Annotated in this window: 17 protein-coding genes; 6 read left to right on the plus strand and 11 right to left on the minus strand. The window is 52.6% G+C overall.

Annotated elements, in window-relative coordinates; translation table 11 throughout:
• Window positions 1–13 precede the first annotated feature (13 nt).
• Window positions 14–5,044, minus strand: a complete 5,031-nt coding sequence (locus HUF18_RS01735; RefSeq protein WP_225690916.1) for an alpha-2-macroglobulin family protein — start codon at window positions 5,042–5,044, stop codon at window positions 14–16.
• A gap of 180 nt (window positions 5,045–5,224) precedes the next feature.
• On the minus strand, window positions 5,225–5,617 hold the full coding sequence (locus HUF18_RS01740) for a thioesterase family protein (protein ID WP_225690917.1): 393 nt from the start codon (window positions 5,615–5,617) through the stop codon (window positions 5,225–5,227).
• A 115-nt stretch (window positions 5,618–5,732) separates the two neighbouring features.
• Here HUF18_RS01740 and HUF18_RS01745 point away from each other — a divergent pair, with 115 nt between their 5' ends.
• Genes HUF18_RS01745 through gloA form a run of 3 tightly spaced genes read left to right on the plus strand, consistent with a single transcriptional unit; the run spans window position 5,733 to window position 8,071 of the window.
• Entirely contained in the window at window positions 5,733–6,974 is a 1,242-nt protein-coding gene (locus HUF18_RS01745; protein ID WP_225690918.1) for a GGDEF domain-containing protein, read from the plus strand.
• A 50-nt stretch (window positions 6,975–7,024) separates the two neighbouring features.
• Window positions 7,025–7,660, plus strand: coding sequence for an endonuclease III (nth, locus tag HUF18_RS01750; RefSeq protein WP_145470044.1), 636 nt, complete (start codon window positions 7,025–7,027; stop codon window positions 7,658–7,660).
• A 9-nt stretch (window positions 7,661–7,669) separates the two neighbouring features.
• Entirely contained in the window at window positions 7,670–8,071 is a 402-nt protein-coding gene (gloA, locus tag HUF18_RS01755; protein ID WP_225690919.1) for a lactoylglutathione lyase, read from the plus strand.
• A 20-nt stretch (window positions 8,072–8,091) separates the two neighbouring features.
• Here the strand turns inward: gloA and HUF18_RS01760 are convergent, their stop codons facing one another.
• Complete coding sequence (locus HUF18_RS01760) at window positions 8,092–9,000, minus strand: class I SAM-dependent methyltransferase (protein ID WP_225690920.1); 909 nt, start codon at window positions 8,998–9,000, stop codon at window positions 8,092–8,094.
• A 317-nt stretch (window positions 9,001–9,317) separates the two neighbouring features.
• Here HUF18_RS01760 and HUF18_RS01765 point away from each other — a divergent pair, with 317 nt between their 5' ends.
• Together HUF18_RS01765 and HUF18_RS01770 are read left to right on the plus strand one after the other, a co-directional pair.
• The gene (locus tag HUF18_RS01765; protein ID WP_145470041.1) at window positions 9,318–9,527 is read left to right on the plus strand and encodes a cold-shock protein; all 210 of its coding nucleotides are present in this window, start codon (window positions 9,318–9,320) and stop codon (window positions 9,525–9,527) included.
• Between the two features lie 166 nt (window positions 9,528–9,693).
• Window positions 9,694–10,317, plus strand: a complete 624-nt coding sequence (locus tag HUF18_RS01770) for a DUF1289 domain-containing protein (RefSeq protein WP_225690921.1) — start codon at window positions 9,694–9,696, stop codon at window positions 10,315–10,317.
• Window positions 10,318–10,339: 22 nt separating this feature from the next.
• Here the strand turns inward: HUF18_RS01770 and HUF18_RS01775 are convergent, their stop codons facing one another.
• Both HUF18_RS01775 and HUF18_RS01780 read right to left on the minus strand, forming a co-directional pair.
• A complete protein-coding gene (locus HUF18_RS01775; protein WP_225690922.1) occupies window positions 10,340–11,134 on the minus strand; it encodes a hydroxypyruvate isomerase family protein in 795 nt (264 codons plus the stop codon).
• Entirely contained in the window at window positions 11,131–12,015 is an 885-nt protein-coding gene (locus tag HUF18_RS01780) for an NAD(P)-dependent oxidoreductase (protein WP_255605545.1), read from the minus strand. Before HUF18_RS01780 ends, HUF18_RS01775 begins: the two co-directional genes overlap by 4 nt.
• 225 nt (window positions 12,016–12,240) lie before the next feature.
• Here HUF18_RS01780 and HUF18_RS01785 point away from each other — a divergent pair, with 225 nt between their 5' ends.
• Window positions 12,241–13,068, plus strand: a complete 828-nt coding sequence (locus HUF18_RS01785) for an HDOD domain-containing protein (protein WP_225690924.1) — start codon at window positions 12,241–12,243, stop codon at window positions 13,066–13,068.
• Between the two features lie 60 nt (window positions 13,069–13,128).
• Here the strand turns inward: HUF18_RS01785 and HUF18_RS01790 are convergent, their stop codons facing one another.
• The 6 genes from HUF18_RS01790 to HUF18_RS01815 all read right to left on the minus strand — a co-directional run bounded on the left by HUF18_RS01790 (window position 13,129) and on the right by HUF18_RS01815 (window position 18,510).
• Window positions 13,129–14,118 (minus strand): alpha-L-glutamate ligase-like protein, encoded by a 990-nt coding sequence (locus HUF18_RS01790; protein WP_225690925.1) that lies wholly within the window; start codon window positions 14,116–14,118, stop codon window positions 13,129–13,131.
• A gap of 1 nt (window position 14,119) precedes the next feature.
• Window positions 14,120–15,664 carry an inactive transglutaminase family protein gene (locus tag HUF18_RS01795; RefSeq protein ID WP_225690926.1) on the minus strand — a complete coding sequence of 515 codons (1,545 nt, stop codon included), beginning with the start codon at window positions 15,662–15,664 and terminating at the stop codon, window positions 14,120–14,122.
• 17 nt (window positions 15,665–15,681) lie between these two features.
• Window positions 15,682–16,710, minus strand: a complete 1,029-nt coding sequence (locus tag HUF18_RS01800; protein ID WP_225690927.1) for an ATP-dependent zinc protease family protein — start codon at window positions 16,708–16,710, stop codon at window positions 15,682–15,684.
• Window positions 16,711–16,939: 229 nt separating this feature from the next.
• A complete protein-coding gene (bfr, locus tag HUF18_RS01805) occupies window positions 16,940–17,410 on the minus strand; it encodes a bacterioferritin (protein ID WP_145470034.1) in 471 nt (156 codons plus the stop codon).
• Between the two features lie 13 nt (window positions 17,411–17,423).
• Complete coding sequence (bfr, locus tag HUF18_RS01810) at window positions 17,424–17,888, minus strand: bacterioferritin (protein ID WP_225690928.1); 465 nt, start codon at window positions 17,886–17,888, stop codon at window positions 17,424–17,426.
• A gap of 139 nt (window positions 17,889–18,027) precedes the next feature.
• Complete coding sequence (locus HUF18_RS01815) at window positions 18,028–18,510, minus strand: DUF2947 domain-containing protein (RefSeq protein WP_145470032.1); 483 nt, start codon at window positions 18,508–18,510, stop codon at window positions 18,028–18,030.
• Window positions 18,511–18,602: the final 92 nt, after the last annotated feature.

Here is an 18,602-nt window from a genome sequence, read left to right on the forward strand (position 1 = left end):
CAACATCAGAGAGTCAGGGCTGAGTAACAAACAGAATATCCGGCGTGGTACCCAGCGCACGGGTTTCCGGGTCGTACATATCTTCGACCAGCGGTACCGGCACCTGATAATTACCCGGCGTTACCGCCCGCACCAGATAAAATACCCGGGTGGTGCTGTAAGAATCGGCATCAATAGCGGCGACATAACGGTCGTCACGGTATTCCTGATGAGAAATACGTGAACGGCGCTGCCATTCTGCCACCGGCTGAGTATCGATATTGATTTCATCCAGTTTGATCGATGCGCTTAAGTTCTGATTTTCCAGCTCCAGACCGGCCGGTAATAAATCCACCAGTAATAAATCCGGACGGCGTTTATCGGCTTTTACTTCCAGCTGCACCAGCATCAGCTCACCGACTTTCATGCGCAGCGCACCGTCATCTGGAATAATTGCCTGACCATCGGTAGTGAAATAACGGCGCTGAATACTCACACCATTACTTTCTGCCGGCGGTGCCAGTTTGCTGTGGCCCTGATACATCAGTGTGGCGAATAACGGATCGCTGCTGGTATTGCTCAGTGTTACGCCATCACGCAGGCTGCTGCCACTTTCCAGCAAGTTAAATTCACCGGCCTGCTGCAGGGTTTTTAATACGCTGCCCATGCTCAGTTCACCACTCCACTCATCGCCCGGCACACGATCCAGCTGTACCGCCGCCATAAAGACCGCATTACGTTCCTGGGTGCTCAGATAGGTACGGCGCTCCAGCATACGCGCCAGCGCTTCAGCACGGCTGAGCGCAAAACTCTGCTGCTGGCGGTACTGCAGTAACAGGCGTACGACCTGTGCAGTATCACGCACGCGTGAGCCGTAATCACCGAGGTAATAATTTTCTTCACGCTGTACGGTTTTCAGCTTTTCCATTAACTGATCTGACAGCTGCTGGTCGCCCTGTAATTTCGCCGCCAGTGCCAGATGCAGTAATGGCAGTGCCGGTAAATCCAGACGCGCCTCACCCGCCAGGCGACGGATATCACTCAGCGATGCTTTTTTATGCCGCGCCAGAACATAGGCCGCGTAACTCTGATAAATCTGACGGTAGAGTTCCGGACGATCATTCCAGCGTTCGCTGAAATTACCGCGGCCACGCAGATATTCCTGCAGACGGCTCAGGGTTTTACGCAGTACATCGGCATCAACACGTACACCTTCATCCTGTGCATCGGTGAGGAAATCACCGGCATAGGCGGTCAGCCAGTGCTGCTCATAATCATCATGGTTTGACCATAAGCCATAGCCGCCATGATTCATCTGGCGCTTAACAATACGATCCATACCGCTGTCCAGCGCGCTTTCACGCTTACGACCGGTACTGTTTTTCAGACCCAGATCGGACAGCTGGTCAGGCGTTGCATAAATCCACGGATAGGTGGAGCTTAACGATTGCTCCAGACAGCCATACGGATAGCGCAGCAGATATTCGAGCTGGCTGCGCGGGTTTAAATTCACGCGGTTATTCACACTGAGCAATGCTTCCAGCGACTGCGGAATCCAGCCATCCATCTCGCTGCCGTCCAGCACCAGACGTTCGCCCGGCTGCAGTACCATCTGTTTCTTTTTGGTCAGCGCCGGATGGGCGGCACGGCTGTTGAGTTTCCAGCTCTGGGTCAGTGAGTAATCACCGGCACCGGTTAACTGCAGACCAATTTCAATCTGTCCGGCCGGAAATTCTGCACGCAGAGGTAATAACAGGGTTTGTTTTTCACCATCGGCCAGCGTCAGCTGCTGGGTTAATGGTGTGTTGTCACGCACGACTGCCGGGCCACTGAGGCTGAATTGCAGAGTCAGTGCCTGCTGTTCACCACTTAAATTGGTAACGTCCAGCGCTACGCTGGTTTCATCACCCACGGCGACAAAACGCGGCAACGACAGTTGTGTAACCACCGGCGCTGCGACCGTGACTTCCTGTTCCAGACTGCCGAAGCGTTCGTCATCAAAGGCCAGCGCCATTAAACGCAGACGGCCATTAAAATCGGGTAATTGCAGCGGAATGCGGGCAACGCCATTTTTCACCGCCACCTGACCGGAAAACAGCGATACGATCTGTACTTCGGCGCGGGCTTTTTTACCGCCACGGCTTAATTCCGGGGCATCACCACCAAAACGCTGAGTCGCCATGCGGTTGTTATTCAGACCAATTAAATGGCTGTACATGTCGTACATATCCACCAGATAACGGCGCGGGCTGAAGAACCAGGTAAAAGGGTCGGGGGTTTTAAAATCGGTGATCGACAGCACACCAACATCCACCGCCGCCAGGGTTACCCAGGCATTGTTTACCGCTGCGCCATTGCTGTCACTGATCTTCACTTCGGTGACGACACGCTGGTTCGGCGTCCACTTTTTCGGGGCATCGAGGGCAATATTCAGACGGCGTGGTTCACGATCCAGTTTCAGATGCATCAGCCCCACGGAACGGGTCGGGGTAATGCGCTGTTTGTTGTCGGCCGGCTGTAAATGCAGCGCGCTGATATAAATATCGTGACGGTTCCAGGATTCATCGACCGGAATATCCAGCGTGGCTCCCTCAGCCGGCGTCGTAACCCGGGCACTCCACAACAGCTGATTACTTTCAATCAGCACCAGGGTTTCACCGGCCGCTGGCGGTACAATTTTCAGTTGTGCGACATCACCGGCGGCATACGCAGCTTTATCCAGCGCCAGTACAACTTTATCCGGGCGTGCGCCCTGTTCGGCATCCTGAGCATCTTCCCAATACCAGTACCAGTCTTCACCGGCATCAAAGGTCATGCTGCTGATTAAACCGGTGCTTTTATCGGTAATTTCCAGACGATAGCTGCCGAAGCTGACCGGCACCGATACTTTTTCGGTATTACCGGCAGTGATGCTGCGTGTCAGTGTCAGTTCATTAAATTCACGCTCGCTGGTTTCCACATACCAGCCGCGGTTGCTGGAATAACGCCAGTGGTAACGGCGATTCTGATTTATTAACCGTACCTGCAGATTATCGGCCGCCAGTTTTTCACCCTTGGCGTTGGTTTTAACCAGTTCAAATTCGGCCTGTGAATTACGTGCCGCACGGTCGCCAAACAGCGGGCGGATACCGACCAGCTCATTACCTGGCAATACGCGGGCAACATGGCGGCGCACCACCGGGCGACCGCCGGACTCGAACAGGCTGCCGGTGACGGTAACGGCCAGCGGCGATTTGGCACCGTCCCAGCGGGAATCGATTTGCAGAGTGATTTTGCCGTCTTTATCCAGAACCGCACCGTTTTCAATAAACTGCTGATTCCAGTCGGTTTCACGTACATTGCCAAAATGGAAATCCGGCCATTGTTCAAAAGGATGCGCCAGTGACGATACACGGATGCTGGTATCAAAACGGTTACCCGCCGCTGGTGCACCGTATAAATATTCGCCCAGTACCGGAATATTCAGACGCTCACGGCTGGTGAAATAACGGGTGGTGTTCTGCCCCGGATTAAAGGTCAGTTTCAGACGCTCAGGCATAAAGTCTTCGACTTTAAACTGATACACCACGCGGTTTTTACTCACGCCTTCAACTTCTAAACGCCAGTTACCGGTCTGGGCATCGGCCGATAGCGGATATTCATACTGATAATAACCACCGGCAGCCGGCTGCCAGTTGATGTCTTTTACTTTCTGACCATCCGGGCGGATGATGCGGCCTTTTAATGGCCGTGAATTAACACTCTTACCATCATCGTCACGCAACAAAGCGCTGAAGGTAGCAGTCTCGCCGCCACGGTAAATATCGCGCGGTGCATAAATAAAGAGTTCGGCACTGTTATACGGACGATCAGCCAGACGGAAATCGGACAGGTCGAGCGCCGGAGTATTTAAATTTACCAGACTGACGGATTCATCTTTACGCACCACCAGCACCTGGCCGTAATCAATTTTACGGCGAACGCTGACACGTCCTGCAGCACTGCTGCTTGCTTCGAAGGCAACACTGCCGTTGCTGTTTAACAGCTGAACCTGCGCGCCTTCGACCGGCTCCGGGCTGCCCAGGGTATTCAGATAAACATCAAAGCCGTTGCCGTAATTGCGGATATGCACACCGATATCGGTAACCATGAAATAGGTGACGGCAAGTTGGTTATCGTACTGTCCGGGACGGGCCATCACGGCCAGATAAACACCCGGTTCACGCAGCGCCGGAATATCCTGCAGCGGTAAATTAATCTGGCGGCGCTTGTTACGCTCGGCCGGCAGGGTGAAGCGACCTTCGTGCACTAAATCGGAGAACTGTGGCAATTCATCCAAACGGTAATAGCTTTCGCTCTGGCCACGGTTTTTCCAGTTAACCAGACGCACCAGTTTATCCGGATTAACCCGGTGAAAAGCCACATTGGCTTCGCTGACGTTTAAGGCATACAGCGGCAGACCGGTATGCAGATTTAACGGCAAGAAATGGCCATTACTGGCAAAAGCGAGACTGGCACTCAGCGAACCGAATTTCACATCACCACGGCTGGGTTTGTGCAGGGTTTCACCGTTAATCGCGCGGATACCGGCATCAACGGTTACCCAATAGCGGCTGTCTGGCTCAACACTTTCAAAATACGCGGTACGGCCATCATCGGATAACACCCAACCACCATTCACCGGCTCGCGTTTGCTGTTATCCAGTTCGCGTTCAACCAATAAATAGCCCTGAAAGTTTTTGCTGCCATCCAGCGGCACAGAAAAGGTAATTCCTATGGCACTGCCATCGTCATAATTCTGCTCGCTGATATCCGCTACCTGTAAAGGTACGCCAGCGTACAGTTCGGCCGTTGTCAGCTTTTCGCCGGGGGCTTTAGCATCGGCCTGGGCTTTTGTCCCTGCCGGAGCGACGGATTCAACCGGAATGGCGCTCGACGCCGGAGCCTCGGCTACCTGATCAAGTGACGGCTCACTGACTGCCGGAGCAGAACTGGCTGACGAGCTGCCGGAATCATTATCGCTGCATCCTGCAAGCAATAGCGCAGAGGTAAAAATGGCGACAAGCGCCAGACGTGGGCTGATCATGATGTAGTCCTTAGAAGTACCCTTAACCGGGCCTGTAGTCCATTGTGCATTCGCTGCTGACAGCAGAGCCGCCATCCTGAAAACGACAGAAGCCGCTTTATTGATAAGCCGCGAAGTATATCCGAGGGGGAAGCCACCTTCACCTGAAAATTCTGCCGCAAAAGCGGTCTATGTCACACATTAACGTCGCCGTGCAGCTCCTTGCAGCAAGCGCTCTTCGGCTACGATGGCACGGCCATGGGTGCCCGCCCCGGCTATTCCTGCCGCATCTTCAAGGCGGACTTCGAATTCGTAAAAGTCGGCCGGTTTGCCCAGATACTCAGCGCTGACTTTCACACTCGCTCCGACTGGCGTCGGCGCTATATGGGTCACATTCACATGCACTCCGACCGAAAGTTCACCCGCAGCCAATAATGGCGTCATCAGCCGTGCCGCAGCCAGCTCCATTAGGGCAATCATTTTGGCTGTTGCCAGTACCTCAGGAAAACGCTCTTCTATTGTTGTGCACAATCCCTGCGCCGTATACATCGCGGTAATTTCTGCTTCCAGCTCGTAACGGTCACCAATCTGCATAGGGGCTGCTCCGGAGGAAATAGGCGTTTTATCGCAGATTCGTTGCCATTCTCCAACACAATGTTGCAATTGCGGCCAGCACAGACGTCTATAGTTAGGGTCTGTCTTACTATTAATGACTTTGAGATTAACTTTGCCTTACCTCAGCTCTCTGCGTCCGGCAGCCCTGCCGTTTATTGTTCTGCTGGCAGCTTGGTTTTCTCTGCCTTACATGCCTCGCTGGCATGCCGACTACGCCCTGCTGCTGCAGGCACTGCCGTATGGCTTGGGTGTATTGCTGCTTTTATTAACCCAGCTGTTTAATCAGGGCCGTATCGGCCAGATGGCCATCCTGACGCTGGTGACCTACGCACTGGTACAGCAACGCTTACAGGTTCAGCTGAGTGACGCTGACACTTACTGGGTATTTTTCTGGCTGTGCCTGCTGTGGCCAGTCAATGTGGCGCTGATCCGCTATTTACCCGAACGGCGGCCGTTCTCTCTTGGCGGCATAATATTTCCCGCCATCCTCAGTCTGCAGTTTCTGGTGCTGGCGGCACTGAGCGTCAGTGACTGGTATAGCGCCAGCCTGAACTGGACTGCCGACTTCCGTGAACAGGCCAGCGCCGGCCTGTTGCCACTGCCAGCGTGGATCAGTTTTACCCTTAGCGCCGCGCTGATTATCAACCGTCTGCCACAACAGAGCGATACACCACTGGCCCTGCTGGCGCTTTTGCTGTTGCATGGCTGGTTATTTTACCGGCTGGATGCGAGCCAGATTTCTGTGCTGGTCAGCAGCCTGTCGCTGCTTTTATTGTTTGCCACTCTGCTGATCAACAATCACCACCTGGCCTTTATTGACGAGCTCACCGGTCTGCCCGGTCGCCGGGCCCTGATGAATGACCTGAAACACCGTCATGGCCGCTACCTGCTGGTGATGGCCGATATCGATCATTTCAAACAATTCAACGATACCCATGGCCATGATGTCGGCGATGACGTACTGCGCCTGGTTGCCGCCCAACTGAATAAAACCAGCGGTGGCGGACGCGCTTACCGTTATGGTGGCGAAGAATTTACCCTGATATTTCCGTCATCTGAGCTGAGCCAATGCCTGCCTTTTATTGAGGCAACCCGCGCGCGCATCGCCAGCTATCCGCTGGTTGTACGCAACCGTCAGCAACGCCCCGAGACCCAGCGTCAGGGCAAAAAACAGCGCGGCCAAAGCAATAACAGCAAAACCCTGAATGTCACCATGAGCTTTGGTGCCGCGCGGCGTAACAGCGGCGAAAGCATCGAGGACTTAATGAAGCGCGCCGACAAAGCGCTGTACAAAGCCAAAGAAAATGGCCGCAACCGGGTGGAAAAGGCGAAATAGAACAGGATCAGCGTTATCATAGGCGCTGATTCTTTCAGCCTGTTATCTGCATGAATAAAGAAAAACGCATCGAAATATTTTCCCGCCTGAAGGCCGAAAATCCGCACCCGGAAACGGAACTGGAATACAGCACGCCCTTCGAACTGCTGATTGCCGTGCTGCTGTCGGCTCAGGCCACCGACGTCAGCGTCAACAAAGCAACACGCAAACTCTACCCGGTAGCCAATACCCCTGAAAGTATCCGCGCGCTGGGGGAAGAAGGTTTAAAGCAATACATCAAAACCATCGGCCTGTTTAACAGCAAAGCCAAAAACGTCATCAGGTTGTGCGAGATTCTGCTTGAACAACATGGCGGCGAAGTGCCACAAACCCGTGAAGCACTGGAAGCCCTGCCCGGTGTCGGGCGCAAAACCGCCAATGTTGTGCTGAACACGGCCTTTGGCCAGCCAACCATTGCCGTCGACACCCATATTTTCCGCGTCTCTAATCGCACGAAAATTGCGCCGGGTAAAAATGTTGATGAGGTGGAACAGCGCCTTATGCGGGTCGTGCCAAAAGAGTTTCAGCTCGACGCCCACCACTGGCTGATTCTGCATGGCCGCTATGTCTGCGTGGCGCGCAAACCCAAATGCGGCGCCTGTATCATCGAAGACCTGTGCGAATTCAAACAAAAGACATCTGACTAGGAGCTTCCCATGCGACTGTTACACACCATGCTGCGCGTCGGCGATATGGACCGCGCCATTGAGTTTTACACCAAAGTGCTGGGCATGACCCTGCTGCGCAAGCACGACAACGAAGAATACCAGTACACCCTGGCCTTTATCGGTTATCAGCCGGAGAGCGAAGGCGCAGTGCTGGAGCTGACCTACAACTGGGGCACCAGCGAATACGATCTGGGCAGCGCTTACGGCCATATCGCCATCGAAGTGGATAACGCCGCCGAAGCCTGTGAACGCATCCGTAATCATGGTGGCAATGTCGTGCGTGAAGCCGGCCCGGTTAAAGGCGGCACCACGGTGATTGCCTTTGTTGAAGACCCGGACGGCTATAAGATTGAACTGATCGAGAAACGCGCCGACGCCCATAATTTCTGAGCGGCGGCACGCTGTATAGCTCAGGGCTGGTAGCGGAAATGCAGTACCTTTAAGCCGCGCCCGGCCTGCGCTTCAATAAAGACCGGCGGATTGGCCAGCCGCTCCACCAGCACACAGTGCGGAGCATGCTGAGCCACTTCTGCCAGCAGAAAATCGTCGCCCAGATCCGGGGCATTCAGACACAGCAGGCAATCACCACCGGCGACCATCAGCTCCGGCAGTCGCCGCAGCAGCTTGGCGTAATCACGGCGGATATCAACACTGCCTTTCTGAAAGGTCGGTGGATCGCAGATCAGCAGATCATAGGGGCCATGCTTTTTAAGCCGGCCAAAAGATTTAAAGATATCCACCCCTTCAAACACCACGCGGCTCAGATCGTGGTCATTCAGACGATGATTCTCGCGGCCATGACTCAAGGCCGCGCGGCTCATATCCACATTCACCACTTTACTGGCACCACCGGCCAGCGCAGCCAGTGAGAAGCCACAGGTATAGGCAAACAGATTGAGTACCCGCTGCCCATCACTGTGCCCCCGCACCCAGCGGCGGCCATTGGCCATATCCAGAAACAGCCCGGTATTCTGCGAACGGTTAAGGTGCAGCCAGTAGCTCAGACCATCCTCTTTAATTACCAGCTGTTCCGGTAGTTTGCCGCACAGCAGGGTAAAAGGCGCGCCAGGACGACAACGGTGCTGCACCACCACACTGAGCTGACCGGCATGATCGGGACGGCAACGCTTAAGGCCTGCCAGCAACTGTTGTTCAAGCTCTGACAGCCAGGATTCGTCCACTTCGGCGTACAGGGTGACCAGTACCAGAGGCGCATACCAGTCAATATTAAGGTGCTCGAAGCCCGGCCAGGCATGCCCGCGGCCGTGGAAAAGTCGTTGTGCCTGATCGTCAGCAGGCCACTGAATATGCTGAAACACCGGGCTTTCCTGTGATTTTGGGCGCGCAAGTTTAGCAAAAGATCGCCACCTGCGCCTGTAACTGCCAGACAGTTGCAAATAGTTGCCAAACTGCCTTGCTAAGGCTTGGTAAGGGGGAATAAGTAAGATACTATAATCGCGCCTGTGCAGGTGTGCAGGTGTGTTGGCGAGTGCTCCATATTCGTAAGATATGCAAGATACTGGTCGATAGCGGCATTTATTGATTGTCTTCCCGGTTCGCCGGCCAGTATCGATGAAAATGCCAGAAGATATAGCAAGGCCGATCGTTGATTGGCGCATTACTCAGGAAATAAAGCATGGCAAATTTAGTTCAAGGCACCGTCAAGTGGTTCAATGACGAAAAAGGTTTCGGCTTCATCGAGCAGGAATCTGGCAAAGATGTATTCGTACATTTCAGTGCTATCAACGGCGGTGGTCGTAAGACTCTGCAAGAAGGCCAGAAAGTAACTATGGAAGTTACTCAAGGTCAGAAAGGCCCACAGGCGGAAAACGTAACTCCTCTGTAAGCCTTTCGCCTGATCTGACTTTCGGGTCAGATCAAGCATCTTCTGGCAGCCCACATGCACTCCGGTGTTTGTGGGCTGTTTCATTTCTGCCTCCCCTGTTTTCCTGCCGCTCACGGTACAGAATTGGCCTGCCCAACGCTTTCCTGCGACGCAGAACCTGTTAATCTTGGGTCATTATCAGCTGATTGTTACTCCGATGATTGATCAGGGCGAACTCTTTGACATTCCCAGTCCTTGCCGCCGTATCTGCGAACTGAACAACCGCGGCTACTGCAAAGGCTGCTTCCGCAGCCGTGACGAACGTCTCTACTGGAACCAGTTTACGACCTTCCAGAAGCAACTGGTGGTGAATCTGTGTGAAAAGCGCCGCCTTAAGGTGCTGAGCGCCAAACAACAAAGTACAGCCAGCAACGAAGAAGAAATTGTCATACCGCAGCTGGATATGTTTGCCCCGCAGCAGGATATGCCTGTTGCACCAGCAGATACTGCTAGTCCGGACACCGACATCCGCGCAAGCATTGCTGAACCGGAACACAGGGCTACTACCGAAAGCCATCCTTCCGTAGCCAAAGCCGAAAAGCGTGAGCATGACGTGAATGTCAGCCTGTTCGAAGAGCCCATAAGTACTGACACAGACACGCCTGCCAGCAGCGCAACAGAGAACGCTGCACTGCAACAGATAATCACGGCTCAAGACAGCAAAGAAGAGAAAGAAGAGAAGAAACCACGCGCCCGGTCACAGACCAGAACGCGCAAAGCCGATGATTCTCAGCTGGATATGTTCAGCTGAGCCGGCTCATTCTGTCAGCTATCTATGAACAAAGGGCGACATTCACCGCCAGATCACGCTTCCACTGCATGGTCATAGAGGTTGCCCGTGTTGGCTTATATTCAGCGCCAACCCAGCCTTTATAACCCGAGGTTTCGATACAGCGGAAAATAGCAGGAAAATCCAGCGTGCCACTGCCTGGCTCGCCGCGTTTTGGTATATCAGCAAACTGAATATGACCAATTTTCGCGGCATGCAGATTAATAAAATCGCAGACGTTATGCCCCATCAGCGCCATATGATAAATATCAAATTGCGCTTTAATCGCCGGATGATTCAGCTCGGCGATAATATCCAGCATCTGCTGGCCCGATGAAATAAGAAAGCCCGGCATATCGCGGGTATTGATTGCTTCAAAGGTGGTGGTGATACCAAAAGGCGCCAGGCTTTCAGCGGTTTTCAGCAGATTCTTTTTAAATGTATCGAGGTAAAAAACCCGTTTATTTTCGTCGTTACAACGCCCCGGCAAGACATTCACACACGAGACTTTTAATGCCCGCGCGTAGTACAGGCATTCAACCATCGCGGCTGCGTATTCGGCGGTTTTTCCCGGTACAGCAGCCAGCCCCTCACCGCCTTCCATTAAATCGCCGGCCGGTACATTAATCAGAACGCAGCGCAGATTATTTTCGCTCAGCGCCTGCTGAATGTGTTCTATCGGTGTGTCGTAAGGAAACTGGATTTCCACCGCCCCGAAGCCATCATGGTGCGCTGCGGCAAAACGCTGCAAAAATGGCAGCTCAGTGTACATCAGGGACAGATTTGCGGTGAGTTTCACCCTTGTTTCTCCGTATACATAGTCACCAGAGTGCAGGGATCCTTTTCTGCGTTACCCTGGCTTGCGTGCAGACGCATTAATTCTGCACCCAGTCCGGCCATTGGAATGGCACTTTTCATTATTCTGGCCAGATCATTGGCCATATCCAGATCTTTTAACAGCGTCTTTACGTGCCACTTCACAGGGTCAAAATCGCGTTCTGCCATACGCGGGCCGGTCAGCTGCAGAGGCACTGAATCGGCAAATCCGCCTTTAAGAGCCGCCGGAATCTGTGCCGCATCGACGCCGGATTTTTCCGCCAGCGCCATCACTTCAGCCATGACCAGTACATTGCAGCTTACCAGCATCTGATTACAGATCTTGGTCACCTGTCCCGCTCCCACAGGCCCCATACGGGTAACCCGCTGCGATAGCGGTGCCAGCAACGGGCGCAGCATGTCTATCAGCGTTTCGTCACCACCGGCCATAATCGCCAGAGTGCCCTGTTCCGCCCCGGCCACACCACCGGAAACCGGCGCATCAATCCAGCGCATGCCGCAGGCCGCTTCCAGACGCTCGGCCATCTCCCGGGTCGCCGCCGGGTCAATACTGGAGAAATCAATCAGCACCTGGCCGGTACGACCATGAGCTGCAATACCATCAGCCGCGAAAACAACAGATTCAACCGCCGCGGTATCGGTTACGCAGAGCATCACTACATCGCTTGCTGCCACAAGCTCAGCAACAGAAGCTGCAACCTGCGCTCCCGCCTGAAGCAGAGCAGTGGTTTTATCAGGGTTACGGTTCCAGACCATAAGCGGATAGCCAGCAGCTAACAAACACTGACTCATGGGTACACCCATCAACCCCATGCCAATAAAACCGATTCGTTGTTGCTGCATAACCTGTTCTCCCGAAGTCATCCAATAATATCAAAGACTTAGCGTTGCTGTATGTGGATTTATTGGCGCTTTCCGCCTTTTATGTGACATTTTTTACTGTCCGGAGCAGCAGTATTTTCCCACCAGGACAGATTCAGAAAATTACAATAAAGAATCACCACAGATTACCCGTTCCGGATTCCTCGCCTATGCTTTATTGCAGTGAAACCCAAAGGAAGTATAACTATGAGCATGGCTAACATTTTCGCTGAGTCCCAGACACTGCCCCATATTCCACGCGTCGTGCAGGAATTAATTGAAAGTTTCCGCGATGAAGACGTTAACGTTGATGACATCAGCAATAAAGTGGCACTGGATCAGGCACTCACCGCAAAGGTTCTGCGTCTGGCCAATTCCGCCCATTATGGTGTGTCACGCACAGTTTCCAATCCCCACGATGCCATTATGCTGCTCGGCTTTAATACTCTGCGTACCATGGTACTGGCCTCCGGCGTCACAGGTGCTTTCAAGGCACCGGAAGGCTTTGATCAGAAAAAATTCTGGCGTGATTCTTTTGCTATTGGCGCGTTATCCAAGTGGATTGCCGGCTATGTTAAAGATTGCGACCGGGAAACTGCCTTTACCTGCGGCATGTTGCACTCCATCGGTACCTTGCTGATGCATATGGTCATTCCTGATGAACTCAAAAGCATTGATGATGCTGAAACGCTGGGCGCAACACGCAATACACTGGAAACCAGCCTGCTGGGCTACAACTATGCGGATGTTGGCGCAGAGCTGGCCAAACGCTGGAAATTCCCGGAAGAAATGCAGCAAGCCATACTGCAGCAACATAATCCCGAAAGTGACCAGCCTTATTCTCAGCTGGCGGGCGTAATTTACATCGCTAAATATCTGAAAGATGCTCACGAAAAAAACTGGACTGACGAGCAGATTATTGAACAGTTCCCTCTGGCCGTTGCTGAAGTGATTGGCATGGATACGACCCGGGCTTATGCGGATGTGGCGAAAACCACCTCACTGGAATCCGGCCTAGACAGCCTGCTGGAATAAACGCGGTCAGCGCAAAAGAAACAATAAATAAAAAGGCCCGGTTGGGCCTTTTTATTTATTTTATGTTTCTGATAATTCAGCTGAACCCACCTGTTGCAACGGATCTGCCGCAAACCACTGGCGGCTTAGCTCTACCCTCTCCGCTGCCGGCCGGAAAATATCAGCATCGGACAGAGCATCAATTTTGCGTAAGCGTGGTAACAGACCACAACCGTTAGCAACCTGAATGGTCAGTCCCGGACGGGCATTTAACTCAAGCAACATCGGGCCGTAACGACGGTCAAGAACCATATCGGTACCCAGATACCCCAGACCCGTCTCCTCATAACAGCGCGCTGCCAATTCCAGCAGTTGCCCCCATTGCGGGATAACCAGCTCTGATAATTCCCGTCCGGTATCAGGGTGACGCTCAACACTTAAACCATCCTGCACCGCATTTAACGGCCGCCCGGTAGCAATATCCAATCCGACACCAACCGCTCCCTGATGCAGGTTTGCTTTGCCATCAGAACTGCGGGTAGAAAGACGCATCATCGCCATCACCGGATAACCACGGCAAACAATCACACGAATATCCGGCACACCTTCAAACGAATAACCACCAAGCTTGGGATCAAATTCGATCAGCTCTTCAATAATGGCAATATCCGGACTGCCGCCAAGACTGTATAAACCAGAAAGAATATTCGATACGTGACGCTGTAATTCCGCCAGGGTCACCAGAGTTCCGCTGTTTTTGACGTACTGCTCATCATCATACCGGCTGAGAACCAGAATGCCTTTGCCACCACTGCCTTTCGCCGGCTTAATGGCAAAGCCCGGAACATCACGTAACAGATCAGCAAGCAAAGAAACATCGTGCTGACTCTGAATAGTACCAATTAATGCCGGCGTGGTTATTCCTGCTTTTTGTGCCAGTAATTTGGTCTTCAGTTTATTATCAACCAGAGGATATAAACGGCGTGGGTTATAACGGCTGATATAGCTGATATTACGCCGGTTCATGCCCAGAATTCCGCGCCGTTCAAGACGCCATGGCAAGGTAAACACGTTAGTTCCCAAACGCCTTGAAGCGTTTCAGCTCCAACAGACGATAGCCGGTGTAAGAACCGATCAGCAGTACCAGTGCCAGAACAATGAACTGAATGCCAATAAAGTTGAATGTTAAATGCCGCACCCAGGGGTCACTCATCGCCCAGTAAGCCAGCACAGCAGTCAACAGACTGCCACCGCCCTGCACCATTACCTCACGACCACCTTCTTCCTCCCACAGAATCGACATCCGTTCGATGGTCCAGGACAGAATAATCATCGGGAAAAAGGTAATTTTCAGACCTTCAGTCAGCCCCAGTTTATAAGACAGAACACTGAAAATACTGATAATGGCAATCACGGTAATAATCACAGCGGTAATCCGCGCCACCAATAATAAATTCAGACGGGATAAATAACCGCGGATAAATAATCCTGTGGCAACCACCAGTAAAAAACCGACCAGACCGGTAACCAGAGAAGTCTGAATAAATGCCAGAGCAATCAATACCGGCATAAAGGTGCCCGAAGTACGGATACCAATAACAATACGCAGAATACAGACAATCAGCGCACCGATAGGAATCAGCAGAATGGTTTTAAACATCGCCTGCTCTTCCACCGGCAGACTGTGAATCGAGAAATTCAGGAAATCATGCTGACTGGAGAGATTTTCAGCAATATTTGCGTAAGTGGACTCTTCCCGTTTCAGCATTGAGAAACGGATACTGGAATCGGTACCGCCGGTAACATCCAGAACCGGAGCCCCGCGCTGCTCCCACAATAATAACGGCGTATCAGCAGCCAACAATACCGAGGCGCTGCTCTTCTCGCCTGGCAACTCAAATATCTGGCTGTCGTTGCCATTCCACACCCGTAACAAAGGCGTCAGACTCTGGCGGCGACGGCCATCCTGCAGGTTAAGACCATACACTACCGATGCCGGCACACGTGCTTTATGCAGCATTTCTACCCACAGTTCCGGCAGCTGATCGGCATAGTGGGTACGAAGTAATTCAATATGCTGTGCGGTTTCATCTTCACGGAAACGCTTTAATAATTCCCGCGTCAGGCTGTAGTTATCAGCCGAGGTGGCATAAGCCGCGGCCAGCACTTCACTGACGGCACTGGCATAAGGCTCCGGCCAGCTGACCGGATCGATTGCCGGTGGCGGCAGATCGGCACCAGACTGCATCTGGCTGACCAGAATTTCGGCACGATAAAACAGTTCCTGTTTCCCTTTGGCACCACGCACGGTCCACTCGGCACGGGGTTCATCACTGTCCATAAAATTCAGACCATAACCTGGTGATGCACCGGCTTCTTTTAATACGGTAAAGCCATCCTGTGCCGACGGACGAGCCATCGATACTTTGACCGGCCCGCCATGCGCATTAAATTCGACCTTGGCTTCCACCGACCAGATGGTCTGGGTTTCGCCATACACCAGCGGTACTTCATACATCCAGTGACGATGCAATGTCAGTACGATACCGACCACCAGTAAAAAACCAACCAGCAGAAAAAAAGGCGCGCGGGAAAATGACAGGGATCGGATGTTCATAATATTGGCATCGCAGGCTACGGTGTGTTGGGAGCCGGTTCAGCGTTCACCGGAGGTTCTGCAGTGGCCGGCTTGCTGCCATCCACAGCATCTGCCGCCGGGGCTGAAGTACTGTTTTCAGGAGCGGCTTTTATCGGCGTTTTAACATCCGGCTCCGCTGCTTTCTTTTTCAATTCAGCCGGTTCGCTTGTTGCGGGAGTGGTAGCCGCGGGCGGCGATTTTTTGGCCGGAGCAGCAGGCGGTGCTGTTACCGTTGGCGTTTTTGCTGATGGTACAGGCGCTTTTGTCACCGGTGCAGTATCCGGTACAAACTTGGCGTGCAGGAAGCGACGGCCAACATCAATCAGGGTTACGTCACGTAAAAACTCACGGCCCAGCAAAATGGGATAGGTCATCTGTGAACGGTCAGTGAGGGTAAACTCGGTATCCTGCTGCAGCGCTGAGCCAAGATTTACTGTCAGGGAGACCACCGGCCGGCGGTCTACTTCATCGCTGGAAGCCTGACGGATCAGCACATGACGCACCAGCGGTGCTTCGATCTCAATCGGTTCAGCCTCATCATCGTGCTGCAGCCAGAAACGCACCCAACGCTTACCATTGCGTTCAAAACGCACAACATTCACGGCACTCAGTGATGAAGTTGCCGCACCACTGTCAATTCGCGCCTGATAATGATGGCCTGGCGGAGACAGGTAAATCCATTCGCTGGCACCAATAATGGTTTTGCCATCCATCAGGGTCGCCGGAGCTTCCCGTGGTGGGCACTCAGCACCGGAAAAAGTCGGCGATGCGGCCGTCAGCGCCTGCAGTTGTTTATTCATACGGACCAGCTGTAAACGCTGACGACGAAGTTTGTCATCCAGCGCAGCAACGTCTGTACAGGCCGCAGCAGCAGGCACCGGTTGAGCAACCGGCATCTTCTGATCCAGCAGTTGTTCAATGTCTGCCAATGTCAGTTCACGGTGTTCCCGGCCTGGCCAGACAGAACAACCCGAAGTGATCAGGGCAATACAAGCTATGAGGAAAAACGATGCCCGAGGGGGCATAACAACCTCCACCAACAGAGAAATGCGTGCGGCATTTAACCACAGAAAGCGGGGGAATCTGAACACAGGTACAACCTTTTACCGCGTTATTTACAGTGATACTGATTTATCCCCGGTTCAGAGCCAGGGCTCCTGCAGCAACAGATCAGGCGCATACGGCGGGGTTCGACCGGCACATAACAAAAAAGCTCCCGATGGGAGCTTTTTTGTGAGCAACAGGCTGTTCCGGTCAGGACATCTGCGACTGCAGATAGTTAGGCAGGCCGATTTTGTCGATCAGACCCAGCTGCTGTTCCAGCCAGTGAGTGTGATCGTTTTCGGTATCATCCAGCAGCACCTGCAACATATCACGGGTCTGATAGTCCCGAACCTGTTCACACAGGGCCATGACTTCCCGCAGATCGACGATAACCTTGTACTCCAGATCAAGATCGCTCTTCAGCATTGCCGGTACGTCTTTACCGATATTCAGCGGCACCCGGGTTACCATATCAGGTGTCCCGCCCAGAAACAGAATGCGCTCAATGAGCTTTGAAGCGTGGCCCTTTTCATCTTCGAACTCGTGATCAATGCGCTCGTACAGTTTTTTCAGTCCCCAGTCATCGTACATACGGGAATGGATAAAGTACTGATCCATGGCGCTTAATTCACCGGCCAATAACTCGTTTAATTTGGCAATAACCTGTGCGTTACCTTTCATATCCGGCCTCCTCTTACATCATGGACTGTTGATAATTTTCGATGCCAACCTGGGCAATCAGAGATTGCTGGGTTTCCAGCCAGTCGAGGTATTCTTCTTCGTATTCCTGAATCTCTTCCAGCAGCTCGCGGCTAACGTAATCTTTAACCGATTCACAATAGGCAATGGCTTCTTTGAGGACTTCCAGCTGCTCGACAATCTGATCCAGATCGCACTGCAACATTTCGGCGGTATTTTCGCCAATGCGCAGACGATTCAGCTTCTGCAGATTAGGCAGACCTTCGAGAAATAAAATGCGTTCAATCAGTTTGTCGGCCTGTTTCATATCCTTGATGGATTTTTTGTAAGCCTTTTCATCCAGCTCAGAAAAACCCCAGTTTTTAAACATGCGGGCATGGAGAAAATACTGATTAATCGATGTGAGTTCGATGCTGAGAAGCTGATTCAGATACTCGTTTACTTTGACGTCACCCTTCATGGCCGCGCTCCTTAAAAACTGAATAAACCAGTCTATGAATTAGCGCCGGGCTGCGCAAGCGTTGGTCAGAAGAAGACAATATAAATGACTTCGATTATTACCTGCATTGGTAACAAGCGAACGGACGGCCACTGTGAGCTCAGTGGTCCGCCGGTTTGGTGCCGATATGGAAGCTGCCATCGGAGTGAAACTGTATAACCTGCGAGCGTTTTTTCCCTAACAGAAAAGGTTCGTCGTCGTAGAATAAAAAATTCTTCCAGTAACGGCGGAATATTTTCCAGCTGGTCTGCACCACATGCTCGGAGTGATAGCAGAAATACACCACCGTATTGTCGTCCCAGCTTAAATGCGCAGCAATCAACTCAGGTAATTCATTGCTGTCACTGTCCCAGCATGTCTGCCAGTCGCCCTGCTCTGCCCAGACGCCATTACGTGCCGGCCAGTCATCACCAAGAAAGTGGCTGGCATGGGTCGCTTCTTTACTGATGTTCTGGCGCCAGAACTGCAAGGCGGCTACGGCAGTCAGCGGTTTGATATGTTCCAGATCTTCTGCAGCCACGGGCAACTCCCGATGGCGGAAAATCCAGCCTTGTTTGTAATCCGGCCAGGCAAGGTAGTTCATACAGACTCACAGCGAAAAAGAGCCATAAGGGTAACATTTTCAACGGCAACTGCGGAATTGATCCGCGGGAATTATCGCATGACCACTGAGCG

It is taken from the genome of Thalassolituus sp. ST750PaO-4, assembly GCF_020320405.1.
Taxonomy (GTDB): Bacteria; Pseudomonadota; Gammaproteobacteria; order Pseudomonadales; family Oceanobacteraceae; genus Venatoribacter; species Venatoribacter alkanivorans.

Bases quoted from the DNA above. Each gene is read 5' to 3' on its own strand.
- HUF18_RS01735 (WP_225690916.1), bottom strand. From the start codon at position 5,044: ATGATCAGCCCACGTCTGGCGCTTGTCGCCATTTTTACCTCTGCGCTA.
- HUF18_RS01740 (WP_225690917.1), bottom strand. From the start codon at position 5,617: ATGCAGATTGGTGACCGTTACGAGCTGGAAGCAGAAATTACCGCGATG.
- HUF18_RS01745 (WP_225690918.1), top strand. From the start codon at position 5,733: ATGACTTTGAGATTAACTTTGCCTTACCTCAGCTCTCTGCGTCCGGCA.
- nth (WP_145470044.1), top strand. From the start codon at position 7,025: ATGAATAAAGAAAAACGCATCGAAATATTTTCCCGCCTGAAGGCCGAA.
- gloA (WP_225690919.1), top strand. From the start codon at position 7,670: ATGCGACTGTTACACACCATGCTGCGCGTCGGCGATATGGACCGCGCC.
- HUF18_RS01765 (WP_145470041.1), top strand. From the start codon at position 9,318: ATGGCAAATTTAGTTCAAGGCACCGTCAAGTGGTTCAATGACGAAAAA.
- HUF18_RS01780 (WP_255605545.1), bottom strand. From the start codon at position 12,015: ATGCAGCAACAACGAATCGGTTTTATTGGCATGGGGTTGATGGGTGTA.
- HUF18_RS01785 (WP_225690924.1), top strand. From the start codon at position 12,241: ATGAGCATGGCTAACATTTTCGCTGAGTCCCAGACACTGCCCCATATT.
- HUF18_RS01795 (WP_225690926.1), bottom strand. From the start codon at position 15,664: ATGAACATCCGATCCCTGTCATTTTCCCGCGCGCCTTTTTTTCTGCTG.
- HUF18_RS01800 (WP_225690927.1), bottom strand. From the start codon at position 16,710: ATGCCCCCTCGGGCATCGTTTTTCCTCATAGCTTGTATTGCCCTGATC.
- bfr (WP_145470034.1), bottom strand. From the start codon at position 17,410: ATGAAAGGTAACGCACAGGTTATTGCCAAATTAAACGAGTTATTGGCC.
- bfr (WP_225690928.1), bottom strand. From the start codon at position 17,888: ATGAAGGGTGACGTCAAAGTAAACGAGTATCTGAATCAGCTTCTCAGC.
- HUF18_RS01815 (WP_145470032.1), bottom strand. From the start codon at position 18,510: ATGAACTACCTTGCCTGGCCGGATTACAAACAAGGCTGGATTTTCCGC.